14 protein-coding genes are annotated in these 19,485 nt (G+C 52.0%); 7 read left to right on the top strand and 7 right to left on the bottom strand.

Features of this window, described 5'->3' with window-relative positions; genetic code table 11:
• Positions 1–16: 16 nt before the first annotated feature.
• Entirely contained in the window at positions 17–1,360 is a 1,344-nt protein-coding gene (gene mgtE, locus KO508_RS08545; protein WP_216007907.1) for a magnesium transporter, read from the top strand.
• Here mgtE and KO508_RS08540 read toward each other — a convergent pair.
• From KO508_RS08540 to typA, 5 genes are all read right to left on the bottom strand, one after another.
• A complete protein-coding gene (locus KO508_RS08540; RefSeq protein ID WP_216007906.1) occupies positions 1,349–2,230 on the bottom strand; it encodes a CYTH domain-containing protein in 882 nt (293 codons plus the stop codon). The genes mgtE and KO508_RS08540 overlap by 12 nt on opposite strands.
• A gap of 102 nt (positions 2,231–2,332) precedes the next feature.
• Entirely contained in the window at positions 2,333–3,316 is a 984-nt protein-coding gene (locus KO508_RS08535; RefSeq protein WP_216007905.1) for a porin, read from the bottom strand.
• A 297-nt stretch (positions 3,317–3,613) separates the two neighbouring features.
• Positions 3,614–4,060, bottom strand: coding sequence for a D-aminoacyl-tRNA deacylase (dtd, locus tag KO508_RS08530; protein WP_216007904.1), 447 nt, complete (start codon positions 4,058–4,060; stop codon positions 3,614–3,616).
• 96 nt (positions 4,061–4,156) lie between these two features.
• Positions 4,157–5,119 carry a prolyl aminopeptidase gene (gene pip / locus KO508_RS08525; protein WP_216007903.1) on the bottom strand — a complete coding sequence of 321 codons (963 nt, stop codon included), beginning with the start codon at positions 5,117–5,119 and terminating at the stop codon, positions 4,157–4,159.
• Positions 5,120–5,260: 141 nt separating this feature from the next.
• Positions 5,261–7,072 (bottom strand): translational GTPase TypA, encoded by a 1,812-nt coding sequence (gene typA / locus KO508_RS08520; RefSeq protein ID WP_216007902.1) that lies wholly within the window; start codon positions 7,070–7,072, stop codon positions 5,261–5,263.
• A gap of 618 nt (positions 7,073–7,690) precedes the next feature.
• Between typA and glnA the strand changes: the two genes are divergently transcribed.
• The 5 genes from glnA to KO508_RS08495 all read left to right on the top strand — a co-directional run bounded on the left by glnA (position 7,691) and on the right by KO508_RS08495 (position 14,359).
• Positions 7,691–9,094 carry a glutamate--ammonia ligase gene (glnA, locus tag KO508_RS08515; RefSeq protein ID WP_216007901.1) on the top strand — a complete coding sequence of 468 codons (1,404 nt, stop codon included), beginning with the start codon at positions 7,691–7,693 and terminating at the stop codon, positions 9,092–9,094.
• A gap of 204 nt (positions 9,095–9,298) precedes the next feature.
• Entirely contained in the window at positions 9,299–9,823 is a 525-nt protein-coding gene (locus KO508_RS08510; protein ID WP_216007900.1) for a DUF4124 domain-containing protein, read from the top strand.
• 279 nt (positions 9,824–10,102) lie between these two features.
• Complete coding sequence (gene glnL / locus KO508_RS08505) at positions 10,103–11,200, top strand: nitrogen regulation protein NR(II) (protein ID WP_216007899.1); 1,098 nt, start codon at positions 10,103–10,105, stop codon at positions 11,198–11,200.
• Positions 11,197–12,621, top strand: coding sequence for a nitrogen regulation protein NR(I) (glnG, locus tag KO508_RS08500; protein ID WP_216007898.1), 1,425 nt, complete (start codon positions 11,197–11,199; stop codon positions 12,619–12,621). Before glnL ends, glnG begins: the two co-directional genes overlap by 4 nt.
• Positions 12,622–12,802: 181 nt before the next feature.
• Positions 12,803–14,359: a sensor domain-containing diguanylate cyclase gene (locus KO508_RS08495; RefSeq protein WP_216007897.1), complete on the top strand. Its 1,557-nt coding sequence runs from the start codon at positions 12,803–12,805 to the stop codon at positions 14,357–14,359.
• Positions 14,360–14,448: 89 nt separating this feature from the next.
• Here the strand turns inward: KO508_RS08495 and ssb are convergent, their stop codons facing one another.
• Positions 14,449–14,988: a single-stranded DNA-binding protein gene (ssb, locus tag KO508_RS08490; RefSeq protein WP_216007896.1), complete on the bottom strand. Its 540-nt coding sequence runs from the start codon at positions 14,986–14,988 to the stop codon at positions 14,449–14,451.
• 57 nt (positions 14,989–15,045) lie between these two features.
• Positions 15,046–16,416, bottom strand: a complete 1,371-nt coding sequence (locus KO508_RS08485; protein WP_216007895.1) for an MFS transporter — start codon at positions 16,414–16,416, stop codon at positions 15,046–15,048.
• A 177-nt stretch (positions 16,417–16,593) separates the two neighbouring features.
• Here KO508_RS08485 and uvrA point away from each other — a divergent pair, with 177 nt between their 5' ends.
• Positions 16,594–19,437 carry an excinuclease ABC subunit UvrA gene (gene uvrA / locus KO508_RS08480; protein WP_216007894.1) on the top strand — a complete coding sequence of 948 codons (2,844 nt, stop codon included), beginning with the start codon at positions 16,594–16,596 and terminating at the stop codon, positions 19,435–19,437.
• The last annotated feature ends 48 nt before the right edge of the window (positions 19,438–19,485 follow it).

The following is a 19,485-nucleotide window of genomic DNA, read 5'->3' as shown; positions in this document are numbered from 1 at the left end:
TCCCTAGGCGCTATCTATGGAATCCATACTTTTCCAGCCGCTGATAGATGCGCTTGCATCCGGGCAACCTCGGGCCGTTATTGACGCAGCCAAGCTATTTAACGCGGCCGACCTTGCCGAGTTTATTGAACAAAACTGCGAGGGCGATCTAGGTATCTCCCTATTTCAGAGGCTCCCGCTGGCCCAGCGAGCAAAGGTTTTGGGCTACACAAACCCCGAGATCCAACTGGTACTGACACAAGCAACACCCCTAGCAGAGCTTGCGCTGCTGACCGCTGAAATGCCATCAGACGATCGGGTTGATTTCTTTAACCTGCTTGAAGAGCCTCGCCAGAAGCAGCTTATCCGAAAGCTCGATGAGGAAGACAGGGATGACCTCACCGCCCTTTTAGCCCACGCCGAAGGCACGGCTGGCGCCCTGATGAGCACAGACTACGCGGTGTTTGAGTCTGGCATCACGGCTAGTGAAGCCATAGATATTTTGCGTAAAACAGCAGAAGATAAAGAGACCATTTACCAATCGTATGTGATTGATGAGCAACAGGTACTAATCGGCGTGGTTTCTTTGCGCCGCTTGATTGTTGCCAAGCCAGACGCGGTCATCGATTCCCTGCTCGCAACCGGTTTGGTAACAACCCAAACCGACACGTCTCAGGATGATGTTGCCAGATTGATCGCAAAGTACGACTTACTGGCTTTGCCCGTGTTGGATGAACACAACCGCTTGGCAGGTATTATCACCTATGATGATGCCATGGATGTTATCGAAGCCGAGGCCACAGAAGATATCCATAAAGGTGGGTCGGTCAGTAATCTGGATACCGGCATTACGACAGCCTCCCCTTTCTCCCTGTATCGTTCCCGGATTCAGTGGCTAGTTATTCTAGTGTTTGCCAACATCTTTACCGGTGCTGGCATAGCCCATTTCGAAGACATCATCGGTGCCCACCTTGCCCTACTGTTCTTTATGCCCCTGCTGGTCGCCAGTGCAGGAAACGCAGGCGCACAATCCGCGACGCTGGTGGTGCGGGGGATTGCGACGGGAGACGTAGTAAACCGTGATTGGCTTCGCCTGTTCAACAAGGAACTGTGTGTAGCAACTGCGCTGGGCCTGACCATGGCCCTGACAGTTTGGGCGGTCGGCTTGTTCCGCACGGAAATGGTCATTGCTACCATCGTTGCCATAACCATGATAGCCGTCGTACTGGCGGGCGGGCTTATCGGCATCCTTCTGCCGCTGCTACTTAACCGACTAGGCGTTGACCCGGCTGCGGCGAGCATCCCGCTAATCACAACCATTGCTGATGTTAGCGGAGTGCTGATTTATTTCACCATCGCCACAGCGATTTTAGGCACCTGACCCAAGGCGATTTGCCAATAGCGCCAACTGACACCGACCAATGTCTGACTTAGCCAGTAGGTCCTGCAAGGGCTTACCCGCTTCCAGAGCCTCAATAACGGACGCAAAGGTCTGCCCCAGCCCACAAGCCTTAGCCTGAGCTCTCAGCGATTGAATGTCCAAGCCTGCAAGCGGAACCCTTTCCTGCTCCAGCCAAGCATTGCTGAGCCGTTGTAAAAAACGATCAAGATCATCCTGCTCGTCGGTGTGTTCACCAACCGCGGAACCGGCCATGTGTATGCCCGCAAGATAGTAACCTTGCTCAGCCTTACTGATCAGGTTTAAAAACACCGGGCATTGCTGGGCAAGTCGTTCGGCCCAGATAAGCAGGCGCCTCGGGTCACCGGATACCAACTCAAACTCGACTTCGTGTAGCGGCTTTTCCCGGCCACCGCCTGCAATAACCCCCTCATCCAAAGCGCATTCAATCACCGCATCGCCATCGTCTAGCATGACCACTTGACGGGTAAAGTTAGTTTCAAAAACAGGCGCCAACCGAGCTAAGTTCACCCTGTCTCCCAATGAGGTATCCGCCAGCAGCCCCAACGATAAATTCGGTCCCGAGACTGGCCACTCCCACTCTTCACGGCGGTGAGCACCATTGACGAACTCACCACGGGTTTTAAGGGTTTGGATATACTGGCTGCCAGCCTGACGCACACGCAGCGCGGCTTTCTGATGATTAAGCTCCGAATCCGGCGTGTCGTAGTAGCAGTTCACCAGAGATTTCCTGCTCCCATTTTCGGCCTCTGGCTGCGCCTGCAACCAACCAAGGGCTTTTATCAAATTAGCGGGCGCAAGACTCAGTTTTATCTCTAGCTCTTCAGCCATGCTTAATACCCCTTTAAGTTCTGCGAACCAAAAACGCAAAAACCGGCGACCCAAAGGTCACCGGTTTTCAATACTAAACTAACTGATTAGCTGGCTGGCTAATCAGAAGTAGTAAACTGCACCAACTGCGGCAACAGATGCTTCACTCTCGTTTGCCACACCATATACTCCATCATCGCCACCACCTAGGTAGCCTTCGAAGTAAACGTACATGTGGTCAGACAAGTTGTGCAGAGCCTGAAGAGTGACTGTGTTGCGCTCAGTATCGTTCGCGTCATCCGCAACTGCCATTTCATAAGAAAGGGCGAACTGGTTTGCGCCAAGGGTATAAACACCCATTAGGCCAAACACGTCAGCCACTTCTTTACGTGTCTGGTACTGACCTGTAAGGCTCAAGCTATCTAGCTTGTAGGTAGCACGTAGGCCGTAGGTATTTTCGTTGTTAGGATCGGTTGCTGTGGTTCCTGAGTAACCAGTAGTGCCATCGTTAGAGTCCATCGCAAACGCCAGCTCTAGGCTATCAACAGCGTAAATAGCGGCCAACTGGTAAGGGTAGGACTTGCCACCTGCAGTGGTGTCGCCGTTCACCTGAACTGCCGCACCTAGCTTCAAACCACCGAAAGACGGGGTTTCATATTGAATCAGGTCGCCTTCGCCGGTGCTATAGCTACCACCGATGCTTAGGTTTGCTGCTTCGTAGGTGTTTGCGATCTTATCGATTGAACGCTCGTATGTTGAATCGTCGGAACCAACCCAAATTTTACCAAAGCTATCGCCTTGAACACCGATGTAAGCTTCATCCACACGACCTTGGCCGCGACCGTAAGACTTGTCATCAGCATTGAAACCGTCAAGCTCCAACTTGAAGAAACCAGTAACGCCTGGGGCAATCTCGTGGTCGTGAGTTACACCCAAGGTGCTTCCGTTGTCATAATGGTCGATTGAAGAGCCAGCGCCCTCAACGTTGCTGTGAACCAAAGCATACTGAATATTGCCGTATACGGACGGCAAGTTACTTTCCTGCGCCAGTGCAGTGCCAGAAATCGTGGCGGCAGCGATGGCAGATGCGATAAGCGTTTTTTTCATCTTGATATGTCCTTTTGCGAGTTATTTCAGGTTTTAACAACGGGTTAATCCCGATTTTTGTAAGGTGCCCCAGTAAACTGGATAGCTCCTACTTTATGATCGCTACATGTCAAATACATGACATCACAGCAACTTTTCCTACAAAAAAGATTCGCGACTAAGCGGCTCTTTATAGTTCAGTCACTTACAGCGCTCTCTTAAAGCACTGCATGATGACTCATCAATAATACAAATAAGCCAATTTTGCAAATATTTAATGACTTCCCTCGCCCGCCGCTCACATGCCTGCGACATATCTTAGCGGGTTGAAAGCATGAAAGTTACCGGCCCATCATTTACCAAGCTCACCTTCATGTCCGCGCCGAAACAGCCCTCTTTGACGCGTTCTGAACCTAGACTCGTTCGGGCAAAATCAAGAAAGCTGCCATAGAGACTTTCAGCTAAATCCGGGCTAGCTGCGTGCGAAAAACCCGGTCGGGTACCGGATGAAGTATCAGCGGCGAGTGTAAACTGAGGCACCACAAGTAAAGCGCCACCGATATCGAGCAGACTACGATTCATGCGTCCTGACTCATCCGGAAAAATTCGATATGCAAGAACTTTCCGACACAAATCTTGAGCTTCATTTTGCCCATCTCCCCGCTCTACACCTAATAGCAAAAGAACGCCTGTACCTATGGATGAAACCTTATGCCCACCCACTTCGACGCCTGCTTCCACTACTCGCTGAACAAGCCCTTTCATGCAGCTTTTGCCAACTCCTGAGATGTAAGAATATTACAAACAAGAAAGAGTGTATCCATGCACATAGTTTCCCGCAACCCCGATTAACGGATAACCTCAGCCTGCAATTTGCTCCGCTTTTGCGATCACCTCGTCCACACCTCTCATCAGCGCATCCACAATCGCGGGTTCAGACGCAGAGTGGCCAGCTTCGCGAATAATTCTCAAATCCGCTTCCGGCCAGGCCTTGCTGAGCGTGAGGGCATTGTCCAGAGGACAAACCATGTCGTAGCGACCATGCACAATAATGCCGGGTATATCTCGGAGCTTGTGAGCATCCCTTATAATCTGATTTTCTCCTAGAAAGGACGCGTTCATAAAGTAGTGGCATTCGATTCGCGCCAGAGCAATGGCAACATGGGGGTGGCCAAAATGCTCAACAACTCTCGGGCTCGGATTAAGAGTTGCGCAGCGGCCTTCCCATATAGACCAGGCTTTCGCAGCCTGAATCTGCTCCAACTCGTTGCTGCTGGTGAGCCTGCGGTAGAATGCGCTCACCATATCATCACGCTCACCCACAGGTATCGGCGCCTCAAAGTCCTGCCAGTAATCGGGAAATACGCGGCTTGCACCGTCCTGATAGAACCAGGAGATATCTCTGGGGCGGCAAAGAAAAATACCCCGAAGAACCAACCCCATAACCCGCTCAGTATGGGTTTGGGCGTATACCAAACTGAGAGTCGACCCCCAACTGCCACCGAACAGCAACCAGCGCTCAATACCCAAAAACGTGCGTATTGCTTCCATATCCTGAACAAGCTTTTCAGTACTGTTTCCCTTTAATTCCGCAAGGGGGGTTGAGCGGCCTGCTCCGCGCTGATCCCATAAAATGATACGGAAGCGCTCTGCATCAAAAAAGCGGCGGTGATAATCTTCACAGCCTCCACCCGGGCCGCCATGCACAAAAAGCACGGGAATCCCCTCTGGGTTGCCGCTTTCCTCAACATACAACTCATGGGGCGCCTCCACCGCCAGCCGGTGTTTTGCGTAAGGCTTGATATCGGGGTAAAGGGTAAGCATGAGGCACTCCGTTATTGAGGATTGGTTTCGTTGATAGTGTAGCGGAGTTAAGCTCACACAGAACTGCCTTTGCAAAGAACGAAGACCAAAAAAAAGGCCGGGGCTGTATTACCAGCGCCGGCCTTTTTTAGAACGTAAACCTTACTTTTTGTTCGCGCGCTTGCGCTCGTTCTCGGTAAGGTGCTTTTTACGCAGACGAATGGACTTAGGCGTTACTTCAACCAGTTCGTCGTCATCAATAAACTCCAGCGCCTGCTCAAGGGTGAACTTGATCGGTGGGACCAAACCAATAACCTCATCCTTGCCAGAGGCTCGCATGTTGTCCAGCTTCTTACCCTTGGTTGGGTTGATAACCAAGTCATTTTCACGACTATGGATACCGCAAAGCTGTCCTTCGTATACTTCCTGGCCGGGATCAAGGAAGAGCTTGCCTCGGCTCTGAAGGGTTTCCAGCGAGTAGGTCAGAGCTGTACCTGTAGCCATAGACACCAGAACACCATTTTGACGGCTTGTGACATCACCGATCTTGATGGGCCCGTAGTGGCTGAACGTTGAGGTCAGAATACCCGTGCCGGACGTCATAGTCAGGAAGCTGTTACGGAAACCAATCAAGCCCCGCGCAGGAATGGTGTATTCAAGGCGCATACGACCCTTACCATCCGGCACCATATTGGTGAGTTCACCTTTACGCAGCCCCATTTGCTCCATCAAAGGGCCCTGATGCTGCTCTTCAATATCAACAATCACGTTCTCGTATGGCTCTTGCTTCTCGCCGTCCACTTCTTTGATAACAACTTCAGGGCGACCTACCGCCAGCTCGAAGTTTTCACGACGCATGTTCTCGATCAGAACCGACAGGTGTAACTCACCACGGCCAGATACCTTGAACTTGTCTGCCGAATCACCCTCTTCAACGCGCAAAGCAACGTTGTGCAGCAGCTCTTTCTCAAGGCGATCTTTGATATTCCGGCTGGTCACAAACTTGCCTTCCTTGCCACAGAAAGGCGAATCGTTAACCTGAAAGGTCATCGAAACCGTAGGTTCATCAACCGTTAGCGGCGGCAGAGCCTCCACATTGTTCATGTCGCACAGAGTGTCGGAGATATATAAAGCGTCCAACCCACTGATGCACACGATATCGCCCGCCTGAGCTTCTTCGACTTCTACGCGCTGCAAGCCGGAGTGCCCCATAATTTTAAGGATACGACCTTGGCGTTTTTTACCATCAGCACCAATAGCGACGACCGGCGAGTTGGTTTTGATCTTGCCGCGAGCAATTCGGCCTATGCCAATTACACCCAGAAAGCTGCTGTAATCCAGCTGGGATATCTGCATCTGGAAGGGGCCTTCCGGATCAACAGAGGGCGCAGGTACATGGTCAACAATGGACTGGAATACAGCATCCATGTTATCTGCCAGATCTTCATGGTCCAGACCGGCAACACCGTTGAGCGCGCTGGCATAAACGATTGGAAAGTCTAACTGCTCATCTGTAGCACCAAGACTATCAAACAGATCGAAAACTTGATCCACAACCCAGTCAGGACGGGCGCCTGGGCGGTCAACCTTATTCACGACTACAATCGGGCGCAAACCCGCTGCGAAGGCCTTTTGGGTCACAAAGCGCGTCTGAGGCATGGGGCCATCGATGGAATCCACCACCAGCAGCACACAATCCACCATGCTCATTACTCGCTCCACTTCGCCACCAAAGTCCGCGTGGCCAGGTGTGTCTACGATGTTGATGTCGTAGCCGTTCCATTTCAGCGCGGTGTTTTTGGCAAGAATAGTAATGCCCCGCTCTTTTTCCTGATCGTTGGAATCCATAACGCGCTCGTTTTCGAGCTCTTTGCGGTCCAGCGTTCCGGACAAGCGTAGCAACTTGTCTACTAGCGTGGTCTTACCATGGTCAACGTGGGCGATAATGGCGATATTACGAAGTTTTTCAATCACAAAATTAATCCTGCGGCATGCACTCAATGACCTGAGAAGGTCGTTCACGGGCAAGGCCCGCACATGCCATCTCAAATCTGTAAAATGAACTCATCCACCGGAACCTGAAGGCCCGGCGCCTCACATGTGACATCCAGATCGATGGCCCGGGTACACACGGAGAAAATGAAGCGGCGCGCAGTATATCTAAAACTCTGCATCGTTTATATGCAGAAGAACGCCTATTTCTTAATCAGCTTTGCCAAACCAAGCTCGATGCACCAACTTGGCGCAGCGCACCAGTTGGCCGCACCATGGCGCACCAGCTTAGTGCGCCTCGACAGCCCGAGGTTAGCCTAGCTCAACCAACCCCATTATATAATTGAGGCAGCTAATCCGGCCCGCTGACTGAAAACACGCTAATCCATAAGATTCAAACCAAAACTGGCAAGCACCTTGCTTTAACCTTGTTAACAGGTTTTAAAACCTTCTGCGCACCTGAAATGTGAAGGTAAGTATTGATAGCTTTTGCTAAGCTGCGCAGACCTGTATACCAGACCGGAATTCAGCTCTGCAGAACGATCCGGAACACTGATCACGAATTCACCCGCGGTGCGGGATTACTAACGGAGCATATACATGTCCAAGACAGCTGATTTGATCAAAGAGCACGAAGTGAAATGGGTTGATATGCGGTTCACTGACAGCCGCGGCAAAGAGCAGCACGTGACTATACCTGCGGCCGAGGTCGACGAGGACTTCTTCACCGAAGGCAAAATGTTTGACGGCTCATCTATCGCCGGCTGGAAAGGCATCAACGAATCCGACATGATCCTAATGCCGGACGACAGTGGCTCCGTTCTTGACCCGTTCACCGAAGAAAGCACCATCAACATTACTTGCGACATTGTTGAGCCTTCAACCATGCAAGGCTACGAGCGCGACCCACGCTCTGTTGCCCGTAGAGCCGAAGAGTACCTAAAATCCACAGGCATCGCAGACGGCGCCTTGTTTGGCCCTGAACCAGAGTTTTTCGTTTTCGATTCTGCGAAGTGGAAAACTGACATGCAGGGCTCTATGTATTCGTTGTACTCCGAAGAAGCCGCATGGGTTTCCGGCGACGATTTCGACAGCAATAACATTGGTCACCGCCCCGGCGTCAAAGGCGGCTACTTCCCCGTGCCACCGGTAGACAGCCTGCACGACCTGCGTGGTGCCATGTGCGCGGCTATGGAATCCATGGGACTGGTTATTGAAGTGCATCACCATGAGGTAGGCACGGCAGGCCAGTGTGAAATTGGTGTAGGCCCGAACACCCTGACAAAAAAAGCCGATGAAGTTCAGATTCTTAAATACTGCGTGCACAACGTAGCCCACGCCTACGGCAAAACCGCTACCTTTATGCCCAAGCCAGTCGTCGGCGATAACGGCTCTGGCATGCATGTACACATGAGCCTGAACAAAGACGGCAAAAACCTATTTGCTGGTGACAGCTACGCTGGCCTGAGTGAAATGGCACTGTTCTACGTGGGCGGCATCATCAAGCATGCCAAAGCCTTGAACGCGTTCACCAACCCAGCTACAAACAGCTATAAGCGTCTGGTGCCGCACTACGAAGCGCCGGTTATGCTGGCGTATTCTGCGCGTAACCGCTCTGCATCCATCCGCATTCCGTATGTCACTAGCCCGAAAGCCCGCCGCGTGGAAGTGCGCTTCCCTGATCCGGCCGCCAATCCGTACCTCGCATTTTCTGCGCTGATGATGGCTGGCCTTGATGGCATCCAGAACAAGATTCACCCAGGCGACGCCATGGACAAAGACCTGTACGACCTGCCGAAAGAAGAGGCTCTTAGCATTCCAAAAGTTGCGGAAACGCTTCAGGAAGCACTGGACGCTTTGAAAGATGACCACGAGTTTCTAACCCGTGGCGGCGTATTTACAGAGGATATGATTCAGGGCTACATCGACCTGAAGCGTGGAGAAGTTGAGCGCATCAACATGACCACTCACCCAGTCGAGTTTGAACTGTACTATTCCTGCTAACGCCTTCCAGCTGCGACCGCAAAGGTCGCACTGGCACTGAGTAGCAGCCTCAAGAGCCTCACTCTAAAACAGTGGGGCTTTTTCGTAATTCTAGACATGACACCTTCGCCCTTAACGATATGTAACCATCATCTCTCCCTGCCGCATTGAAAACGTCCGCTCGGCCATTGATAATCAAACCAAACAATACAGCGAGCTGTAATTATGAGACTTAAGCTTGGAATCACTGCAGGGCTAGCGCTTCTGATCGCAACACCGGCAACCGCAGAGGTTTACCGCAATGTGGACGCACAAGGCAACGTAACCTACTCCGACGAGCCATCCAAAGGTGCGGAGACAGTGAAAGTAAAACCTGTAACAACCATAACACTCCCCAAACCAAAAAATGTGAGTGAAACCGAAAAGTTGCTAGAAGAAGTGAAACGGGAAGGATCGATTTATGAGCAGGTATCGTTCGTATACCCCGAGGACGAACAGGCATTCCACAGCGGTAGTGGCGATGTGCACTTTGAAATGCATAGCACCCCTGAACTCAAGCCGGGGCATAAATACGAAGTAACACTAGACGGCCAGCCTGTCGGGCAAAGCGCATCAGGGTCGGTTACCGTTAACAATGTTTTCCGTGGAACCCACGATGCGGGCATTCACATTGTTGACCGAAACGGCGTTCAGATTAAAACCGGCAACCCCATACGTTTTACCGTTCACCGCCCGTCTGTGCAAAACTGAACCTCAGGCCGCACCATTCTGGTGCGGCAGATCTATTTTGGTGCAATAATAGTCTAGCGCCGATAGATAGAGCACCAAACCTACCTGCGCCTTGCGTTCACAGACTGCCTTGCGCTGCCCCCTCTCGGCGCCTCTGCTGCCTGTCCCAAACATCCATTTACTAGCATATCGAAAGTGGTTCGGTTCTTGCTGAATCCTGTTACAGCGACAAAGGCAGATTGGGGGGATTCCGTTTAGGCACCATCCCGCCCCTTTTGCCATAACCAACAGGATCCACGCATGGCACAGTCATCAACTAGCGAAAACCACTTCAAGAACATGCTGGACAATCTCACCACATCGGTTGTTGTACTAGAGCGCAATTTGGTCATCCACTACCTAAACCCTGCGGCGGAAAATCTATTTGAAACCAGCATGACACGCAGCGCCGGGCTTGCGCTCAGCGACATCCTGCTGGATTCGGATGACGCTTTCAGAACTTTGCGCAAAGCATCCGAGACCGGCCACTCTTACACACGCCGGGAGACTGAATTTCTGCTGGCCAGTGGCTCACAGCGCACCGTAGATTACTCCGTATCTCTCCTTGACCAAGATCCGGCTGTACTTTTGGTAGAGATACAGCCCAGAGATCGTCTACTTAGGATAAGCCGTGAAGAAGACTTGATTGCCCAACAGGAAACCACCCGCATTCTCGTAAGAGGCATGGCTCATGAAATCAAGAACCCGCTAGGAGGCATTCGCGGCGCCGCACAGTTGCTTGACCGGGAACTGGCTAGCGCAGACCAACGGGAATATACGCGAGTTATTATTGAAGAGGCAGACCGCTTGCGCAGTCTTGTTGACCGAATGCTTGGCCCCAATAAGGCACTGAAACTCGCACGAACCAATATCCATGAAGTACTCGAGCGTGTACGCACCCTTCTTGACGCAGAAAGCAAAGGCAGAGTGCTGCTCCAAAGGGACTACGACCCCAGCCTGCCCGAACTGCTGGGGGACAAAGAACTGTTGATTCAGGCTTTCCTCAATATCGCCCGCAACGCAATGGAAGCGGCCTTTGAAAGCCCAACCAATCATTCTGGTGTTGAACAAGCCCCAAGTATTACATTCCGCACCCGCGCCCTGCGGCAAGTCTCCATTGGCCCTAACCGCCACCGACTTGTGTGTCGAATAGATATCATCGATAACGGCCCGGGCATTACACCAGAGCTGCGTCAGAATATTTTCTACCCGATGATCAGCGGTCGCGCTAACGGCACAGGGCTAGGGCTATCCATCACCCAGAGCATTATCGGCCAGCACCATGGGCTGGTTGAGTGCGAGAGCGAACCCGGCCAAACGGACTTCATTATCTTCCTGCCTCTGGAGGGCACATCATGAGCCAAACATCCGCCAAAGTATGGATTATCGATGATGATCGCAGTATACGCTGGGTACTGGAGCGCGCCCTTGATCAGGCCGGCCTGCAGCCCACCGCGTTCGAGAGTGGCGAGGGCATTATGAAGCGGCTGGAACAAGAACAGCCCGACGCTATTATCAGCGACATCCGTATGCCCGGTATTGACGGCATCACCCTGTTATCACGGATTTCGGCATCTCACCCAGACATTCCTGTGATTATAATGACAGCCCATTCCGATCTGGAAAGTGCGGTCACCAGCTATCAAACCGGGGCTTTCGAGTATCTCCCGAAGCCCTTTGATGTAGACGATGCCGTTGCTCTGGCTGAACGGGCCGTAGCCCACAGCCATGAAAAGCGGGCGGGTTCCCAGCCAAAGGAAGAAGCCCACCAGCACAGCACCGAAATCATCGGCGAAGCCCCCGCCATGCAGGAAGTTTTTCGCGCTATTGGCCGGCTATCCCACTCAAACATCACAGTACTGATCAACGGGGAAAGCGGAACGGGTAAAGAACTGGTCGCTCAAGCTCTGCATAATCATAGTCCCCGCAGCAGCCATCCGTTCATCGCCCTAAATATGGCAGCCATTCCCAGAGACCTTATCGAATCCGAGCTCTTCGGCCATGAAAAAGGCGCTTTCACAGGGGCCTCGGCAATACGTCAGGGAAGATTCGAGCAAGCTAATGGTGGCACCCTATTTCTTGACGAAATCGGCGACATGCCGGGCGATACCCAAACTCGCCTGCTAAGAGTTCTGGCCGATGGTGAGTTTTATCGTGTTGGCGGCACCACGCCCGTTAAGGTTGATGTGCGCATCATAGCCGCCACGCACCAGAATCTGGAACAGCTCGTTCAAGCTGGCGACTTCAGAGAAGACCTTTTCCACCGCCTGAACGTCATTCGCGTGCACCTGCCGAAGTTGGCCGAGCGCCGGGAAGACATTCCCCGGTTGATGCAGCACTTCCTGCAAAGAGCAGCTAGCGAGCTCACGGTAGAGCCAAAGATCCTACGCCCGGAAACCCAGAGCTTTCTTACCACCCTGCCTTGGCCCGGCAACGTGAGGCAACTTGAAAACATCTGCCGCTGGCTCACGGTAATGGCCAGTGGCAGAGAGGTTCACATAAACGATCTACCACCCGAATTACGCAATCAAAGCGAGCCCCTCGGTACCGGAATCACTTGGCAGGAGGGCCTGAAAAACTGGGCGAACCAGGAGTTAAGGCGAGGAGAAACCGCCATTCTCGAATCCGCGATGCCCGAGTTCGAAAAAATCATGATCGAAACGGCCCTCGAATACACCGGTGGCAAGCGTCGCGATGCCTCGGTTCTACTAGGCTGGGGAAGAAATACTCTAACACGTAAAATCAATGAGTTGGGCATGGATCGCGCAGAGGAGGAATAGCTTCCGCTCTCACACTCTCGGTTCGAATCAATTCTGATCAACTGGCAATTGACCATATTTGTGTTAAAAGGTACACCACATTCAGACTTGAGCTATCGAATTCATTAACATGGCGAAAATGCACCACAAGATTTTTCTGGCCGTTTCACTCACTATACTCGTGAGCGAAGCGATCTTCGTCATGATCAACTATATAAGTGACAAAGAAGCCCTGCAAAGCGCGCTCGCTCAGAAAGGACAACAGTCACAAAAAACCTTTGAAGTTGCTTTGTCGACAACTCTAGACAGCATGTCTCAGTTGGCGACTTTTGTTGCCAACTCTCCCGATGTCCAGAGGTTGATGAACGAAGCCGAGCGCGCCACTACAGAAAATAGCGCTGGCAATGTCATCAAGCCTGACGACATTCGCGCACTGCTGTACGAAACAGTTTCTCCGGGCTGGCAAAAAATGACGAAGGAATACCAGGTGCGCCAGCTGCATTTTCATCTCGGGCCGGGCTCTAACAGCTTTTTACGCGTTCACAAGCCTGAAAAGTTCGGCGACAACATGGATAACTTGAGGCACTTGGTCGTAGATGTAAATCGTGACGGCCAGCCTCGTCAGGGGTTTGAATTGGGCCGGGTATACGCTGGCCTGCGTGGTGTCGTACCCGTTTTCAGTTTCAGCGACCCCCAAAAACAAGTTGGGGCACTGGAGGTAGGCACGTCGTTCAGCCCTCTGATTGAGTCGTTGAGCTCTGCAATCGGTTACGAAATAGCGATCGTGATCCGCAAGGAACGCGTGGATGCGGCGGTCTGGAAACCACCAACTGAACCGCTCACTTCAGAGTGCGGCTGTTTCGTTGAAGCCAGCTCATCCGACAATCTGGAAGATGTGCTTGCAGCCCTGAAAAACAAGCCGGAATACTACCCGACATCCGGAGGCCGCACCATCATACTAAAAACACGAAGCGGCCCAATTTCATTAACCGAATTTGCTCTTCGTGATTATATCGGCATCCGCGACAAACATGAGCCGCCGCTAGGGCGAGTCATGATTTGGCAACCCGCTGACTACGCACTACAGGGGCTCTATCGCGACACATGGGTCAATGTTGTTTATGCCATTTTTGTCTTCATACTGATCGAACTTGCACTCTATTTTGGTATGCATCTGGCAACGGGCAAGTTGGAGGCCACCATCACATCTCGAACCAGAGATATCAGAACACTGAACTCCAAGTTGGAAGACTTGGTCAACAAAGATGCACTTACCGGAGTTTATAGCCGCCGCTATTTGATGGAGCGCGTGCAACAAGAACTAAACCGAGCATCCAGAGGAGAACATCCAGCTGTTATTTTAATGCTGGATGCAGACCACTTTAAACAGATCAATGATAACTGGGGTCATCAGACTGGCGACAGCGTGCTTGCAAAGTTAGGAAGCATAATGATGGAACATGCCAGAAACTATGATGTAGTTGGCCGCTACGGCGGAGAGGAATTCGCCATTTTGATTCCCGGCGCAAATGAAAAAATGGGTTATCAAATCGCGGAGAAGTTACGCATTCGCGTGGCTGAGGGAATCAAAATCCCGGGCAGTCCGGATAGCACCATCACTATTAGTGTGGGGGTGGCTGGCTACAAAAAAGGTTACCGGCAAGAGAACTGGTTCGCAGCTGCAGATACGGCGCTTTATGCTGCCAAACGTGCAGGAAGAAACAGGGTTGTAGTCAGTGAGCCGGATGGAGACGACTAAACTCATTAATTTTTTGCCAAGAACTAAAACCAGTCGACCCTAGTTTTGGGGCGACTGGTTTTCAATAACTTATCTGGATTACGCAAACATTAAAACGGAATATCGTCATCAAAATCATCCACTGGCTCGGGCATGCTGCTCCCCTGCTGTGGCTGACCTTGGTTTTGGCTCTGATTGTTGTAACCACCGGACTGTGGCGGAGGACTGTTCTGTGACTGTGCTGGTGCCGATTGCTGCTGCGGGCGCCCAGCGGGTGCGCCCTGATTCATGCCACCATCAGCACCACGGCTATCTAACATCTGCATCTGGCCGTTGATATCGACAACCACTTCAGTGGTGTACACGTCTTGGCCTTCTTTGTTCGTCCACTTGCGAGTCTGGAGCTTACCTTCAATGTAAACTTTCGAGCCTTTGCGCAGGTACTGGCCAGCGATCTCGGCGATTTTCCCAAACATAACAATGCGGTGCCATTCCGTTTTCGGAACCATTTGGCCGGTTTGGCGATCCTTGTAGCTCTCATCGGTCGCAAGAGTCAGGTTCACCACGGCATTGCCGTTCGGGGTGTAACGGGTATCCGGATCCTGCCCGAGGTTCCCAATAAGAATAACTTTGTTTACGCCTCTTGCCATGTTCTGCTCCCGATTCTGTTTTCAACGATACCCGCATTCCTTGCGGGCCTTCGGATTTCAAGAATTGCTGCCGTGTCGAACAAATGGAAAGTCCGCAAGCAACGCTTCGTCAAAGTGCTGTCGATCTACCTTCAAATAGGCAGTGGCAGCGTTTTCAATAATGACCACATCTTGCACACCCGGCAAGCGTCGCAGGCTGCCATCAACGTCGTTATATTGGCCGCCGACCACATCTCGCAACTGTACCACGAAACCGGAGGTGTGACCCGGCGCCGGCATTGTTAATGCGACCAGCAACCATAGACCGAGTACAGCTACCATAAACCAAACAACACCCTCAATTCCGACTTGTTGCAGCAGATAACCACCAAAGGCTCCGCCTAGGAAAGCCCCCATAAATTGGGAGGTAGAATACACGCCCATAGCGGTCCCCTTACTGGCTGCAGGCGCCTCTTTACTGATCAAAGACGGCAAACTAGCTTCCAGAAGGTTGAAGGCCATAAAAAAGAAGAACATCACCGCCCAGGCAAAAATAAGACTAGCGGATATCCCCGCAAGCCCAACCGTTGCGAGCGTGAGCAGCGCAATTGCACCACAGAGCACTGGCTTCATCATGCGCTTCTTCTCGCCAATGATGATAAACGGCACCATGGCGAAAAATGAAGTAATCATCACACTGAGATAGAACCACCAGTGTGATTGACTCGCAAGCCCAAGCTGATCCTGTAAAACCGATGGGAACACCAGAAACAGCGACGTCAGCACCAAGTGCAGCGCGAATATACCAAAATCCAGCCGCAACAAGCGTTTGTCTGACAATACCCGCCCCAGCATCGCTTTCGCTGGATGAGTATCGGCACTTACCTTGTGCTGGTGTGGTGTAGGCACCACGCGGTTAACTATGAGCAGCGCAACTATCGCCAAAGCCGCAGTAACGTAGAAAATCCCCGAAAGCCCCCATGCCGCCCCCAGTATCGGCCCCAACACAAGTGACACAGAGAAGGATAGCCCAATCGATATGCCCACTGTGGCCATGGCCTTGGTCCGTTCTTCTTCGCGGGTGAGATCGCTGAGTAACGCCATAAGCACGCTGGCAATAGCACCAGCGCCCTGAAGGATCCGGCCAGCTATAACAACGTATATTGAGTCCGTAGAGCCTGCGAGTATGCTACCTGCAGCAAACAGAATCAGGCCGATATAAATCATCCGCTTGCGGCCAACTCGATCAGAAAGCAGGCCAAATGGGATCTGCAGCAAGGCCTGGCTTAAGCCATAGGCGCCAATAGCGAAGCCGAGCAGGGCCGGAGTTGCGTCTTGAAGGTCATCACCTAAGAGCATAAATACAGGCATGATCATGAACAACCCGAGCATACGAATAGCGTAAACCGATGCCAACGCAAATACGGAGCGTTTTTCCAGCGCATTCATGGCAGTTGGCTCCTCTCCCGGGGTTGAAAACGTGACCTTGCTAAAGAACATATGTTCCGCAGGCGGCGCATTGTAACAGAAGGTTCTTCAACGGGGGACAGGCACAAGATAACCGGCATTTTCGCCGCAGCCGACGTAACGCGGTATAATTTCCGTTTTTTCTCCAAGCGAGGTGTTATGGATCATATCCAGATCAAAGGGGCACGTACCCACAACCTGAAGAACATAGACCTGGATATCCCTAGGGACAAACTGATCGTGATCACGGGGTTGTCCGGCTCTGGCAAGTCGTCTCTCGCATTTGATACGCTTTATGCCGAAGGTCAGAGACGCTATGTGGAGTCGCTATCCACCTATGCCCGCCAGTTCCTCTCAATGATGGAAAAGCCGGATGTCGATCACATCGAAGGCCTTTCACCGGCAATCTCTATTGAACAAAAATCAACGTCTCACAACCCTCGCTCTACAGTCGGAACTATCACCGAAATATACGATTACTTAAGGCTAATGTTTGCCCGCGCAGGAGAGCCGCGGTGTCCGGAACACGGCCAGCCACTGGAGGCTCAAACCGTTAGCCAGATGGTTGATCAGGTGCTTGCGCTGCCGGAAGACAGCAAACTGATGATCCTTGCCCCGGTGATTCGCGACCGCAAAGGAGAACACCTTCAGGTCGTAGAGACCATGCGCAGCCAAGGTTTTATTCGGCTGCGTATAGACGGAACCGTCTATGACATCGATGACGCCCCAGCCCTCGACAAAAAGCGCAAACACCAGATTGATGTAGTCGTGGACCGGTTTAAGGTAAAGCCCGGCCTGGAGCAACGACTGGCTGAAAGTTTCGAGACTGCTCTTGGGCTTGCCGAGGGTATAGCGCTTGTTGCGCCAATGGATTCAGAGACAGGAAACGGGGACGAAGACCAAACCTTTTCCGCGAAATACGCATGCACTCAATGTGGATACGCTCTGAGTGAACTTGAACCCAAGCTATTTTCCTTCAACAACCCCGCAGGCGCCTGTCCTACTTGCGACGGGCTAGGTGTTAAGCAGTTTTTTGATTCTGAGAAAATCGTGCAGCATCCAGAGTCAACGATTGCCGCTGGAGCCATCAAAGGCTGGGATAGACGAGCTGTCTATTATTTCCAGATGCTGGGTAGCATTGGCGAGCACTACGGCATCGATCTCGAAACCCCCTGGGAAGACCTACCGGAAGACTTCCGAACAATGCTCCTCTACGGATCTGGCTCTGAAGAAATTCCGTTTCGGTACGTGAACTCTCGCGGCCAAATCATGGAGCGGGCGCACTCCTTTGAAGGTATCATTCCCAACCTAGAACGCCGTTACCGCGAAACCGACTCCCAAAGCATGCGCGAAGAGTTGGCTCGAAATCTCAGCACACAGCCTTGCAAAGACTGTAAGGGCTCCAGACTTCGGCGCAGCGCTCGTCACGTTTTTATTGAAGAACGCAACATTTCTGACATTACATCCCTTCCAATCGGTGAGGCTTACTCCTACTTTGACGCACTAGACTTGCCCGGACGTAAAGGAGAAATTGCCGAGAAGATAACCAAGGAAGTCCGTCAACGCCTACAATTCCTTGTGAACGTTGGGCTAGATTATTTAACACTCGAACGCAGTGCCGACACTTTGTCTGGGGGAGAAGCACAACGTATAAGACTAGCCAGCCAGATTGGCGCTGGCCTAGTGGGTGTGATGTACATTCTGGATGAACCTTCTATAGGACTTCATCAAAGAGATAACGACCGCCTCCTCAGTACCCTTACCCACCTTAGGGACTTAGGAAATACTGTCATAGTGGTCGAGCATGATGAAGACGCCATCCGAGCGGCTGACCATGTGATTGATATCGGACCCGGCGCTGGCGTACACGGCGGCCATATAATCGCTCAAGGAACACCTGCTGACATTCTTGCAAACCCTAACTCCCTCACCGGCCAATATCTCAGTGGCGTGAAAGAAATCGCCATCCCGACAACCCGGCATAAAGGAAATGGGGAAATTCTGACGCTGACCGGCGCCACTGGCAATAACTTGCACAATGTAACGCTATCCTTGCCTTTGGGCATAATGACCTGCATAACGGGCGTGTCCGGCTCTGGTAAATCCACCCTAATAAACAGCACACTCTATCCAGTCGCAGCGGCCAAACTCAACAAAGCGACCACTCTAAACGCAGCACCTTACAAGGGGCTCATAGGCCTAGATAAGCTGGATAAGGTAATCGACATAGATCAAAGCCCCATTGGACGCACCCCCCGCTCTAACCCTGCAACGTACACGGGCCTGTTCACTCCAATTCGCGAACTCTTCGCCGGAACTCAGGAAGCCCGCTCAAGGGGATACAAACCGGGACGATTCTCCTTCAACGTCAAAGGCGGCCGCTGCGAAGCCTGCCAAGGAGATGGCATGATCAAGGTGGAAATGCATTTTCTGCCGGACGTGTATGTTCCCTGCGATGTATGCAAAGCCAAACGCTATAACCGGGAAACGCTTGAAGTCCGTTACAAAGGGAAAAACATCAACGAAGTATTGAGCATGACGGTAGAAGAAGGTCGCGAGTTTTTCGATGCAGTGCCCTTCCTCGCCAGAAAACTCCAAACGCTTATCGATGTAGGCCTCTCCTACATCCGCCTTGGGCAGAGCGCTGTCACCTTATCTGGCGGCGAGGCCCAGCGCGTAAAGCTCGCCAAAGAGCTCTCAAAACGCGATACAGGCAAAACACTGTACATCCTCGATGAACCCACTACAGGCCTGCATTTTTACGACATCCAGCAATTGCTGAACGTGTTGCAACGACTGAGGGACCAAGGCAACACGATTGTCGTCATCGAACACAATCTGGACGTAATAAAAACGGCAGACTGGGTCATCGACCTGGGCCCGGAAGGCGGCTCAGGGGGCGGTCAAATCATTGCAGAAGGCACGCCTGAGGAGGTTGCAGAAAACCCAGCGTCCCATACCGGTCGCTATCTGAAACCAATGCTGGAACTAAAAGGAAACTAGCACAACGCATGTTCGGCCTGGGGTGGCGGGTTCATTTTCTTAGGAAAA

The organism is Marinobacter salexigens, from assembly GCF_018860765.1.
Taxonomy (GTDB): Bacteria; Pseudomonadota; Gammaproteobacteria; order Pseudomonadales; family Oleiphilaceae; genus Marinobacter; species Marinobacter salexigens_A.
Note: the sequence above shows the minus strand (reverse complement) of the source record. Positions and strands in the feature narration are given on the sequence as shown.

Coding starts and splice junctions, on each gene's coding strand:
- KO508_RS08495 (WP_216007897.1), top strand. CDS start 12,803: ATGATCAACTATATAAGTGACAAAGAAGCCCTGCAAAGCGCGCTCGCT.
- uvrA (WP_216007894.1), top strand. CDS start 16,594: ATGGATCATATCCAGATCAAAGGGGCACGTACCCACAACCTGAAGAAC.
- KO508_RS08535 (WP_216007905.1), bottom strand. CDS start 3,316: ATGAAAAAAACGCTTATCGCATCTGCCATCGCTGCCGCCACGATTTCT.
- KO508_RS08485 (WP_216007895.1), bottom strand. CDS start 16,416: ATGAATGCGCTGGAAAAACGCTCCGTATTTGCGTTGGCATCGGTTTAC.
- glnL (WP_216007899.1), top strand. CDS start 10,103: ATGGCACAGTCATCAACTAGCGAAAACCACTTCAAGAACATGCTGGAC.
- KO508_RS08540 (WP_216007906.1), bottom strand. CDS start 2,230: ATGGCTGAAGAGCTAGAGATAAAACTGAGTCTTGCGCCCGCTAATTTG.
- glnA (WP_216007901.1), top strand. CDS start 7,691: ATGTCCAAGACAGCTGATTTGATCAAAGAGCACGAAGTGAAATGGGTT.
- glnG (WP_216007898.1), top strand. CDS start 11,197: ATGAGCCAAACATCCGCCAAAGTATGGATTATCGATGATGATCGCAGT.
- mgtE (WP_216007907.1), top strand. CDS start 17: ATGGAATCCATACTTTTCCAGCCGCTGATAGATGCGCTTGCATCCGGG.
- dtd (WP_216007904.1), bottom strand. CDS start 4,060: ATGAAAGGGCTTGTTCAGCGAGTAGTGGAAGCAGGCGTCGAAGTGGGT.
- KO508_RS08510 (WP_216007900.1), top strand. CDS start 9,299: ATGAGACTTAAGCTTGGAATCACTGCAGGGCTAGCGCTTCTGATCGCA.
- pip (WP_216007903.1), bottom strand. CDS start 5,119: ATGCTTACCCTTTACCCCGATATCAAGCCTTACGCAAAACACCGGCTG.
- ssb (WP_216007896.1), bottom strand. CDS start 14,988: ATGGCAAGAGGCGTAAACAAAGTTATTCTTATTGGGAACCTCGGGCAG.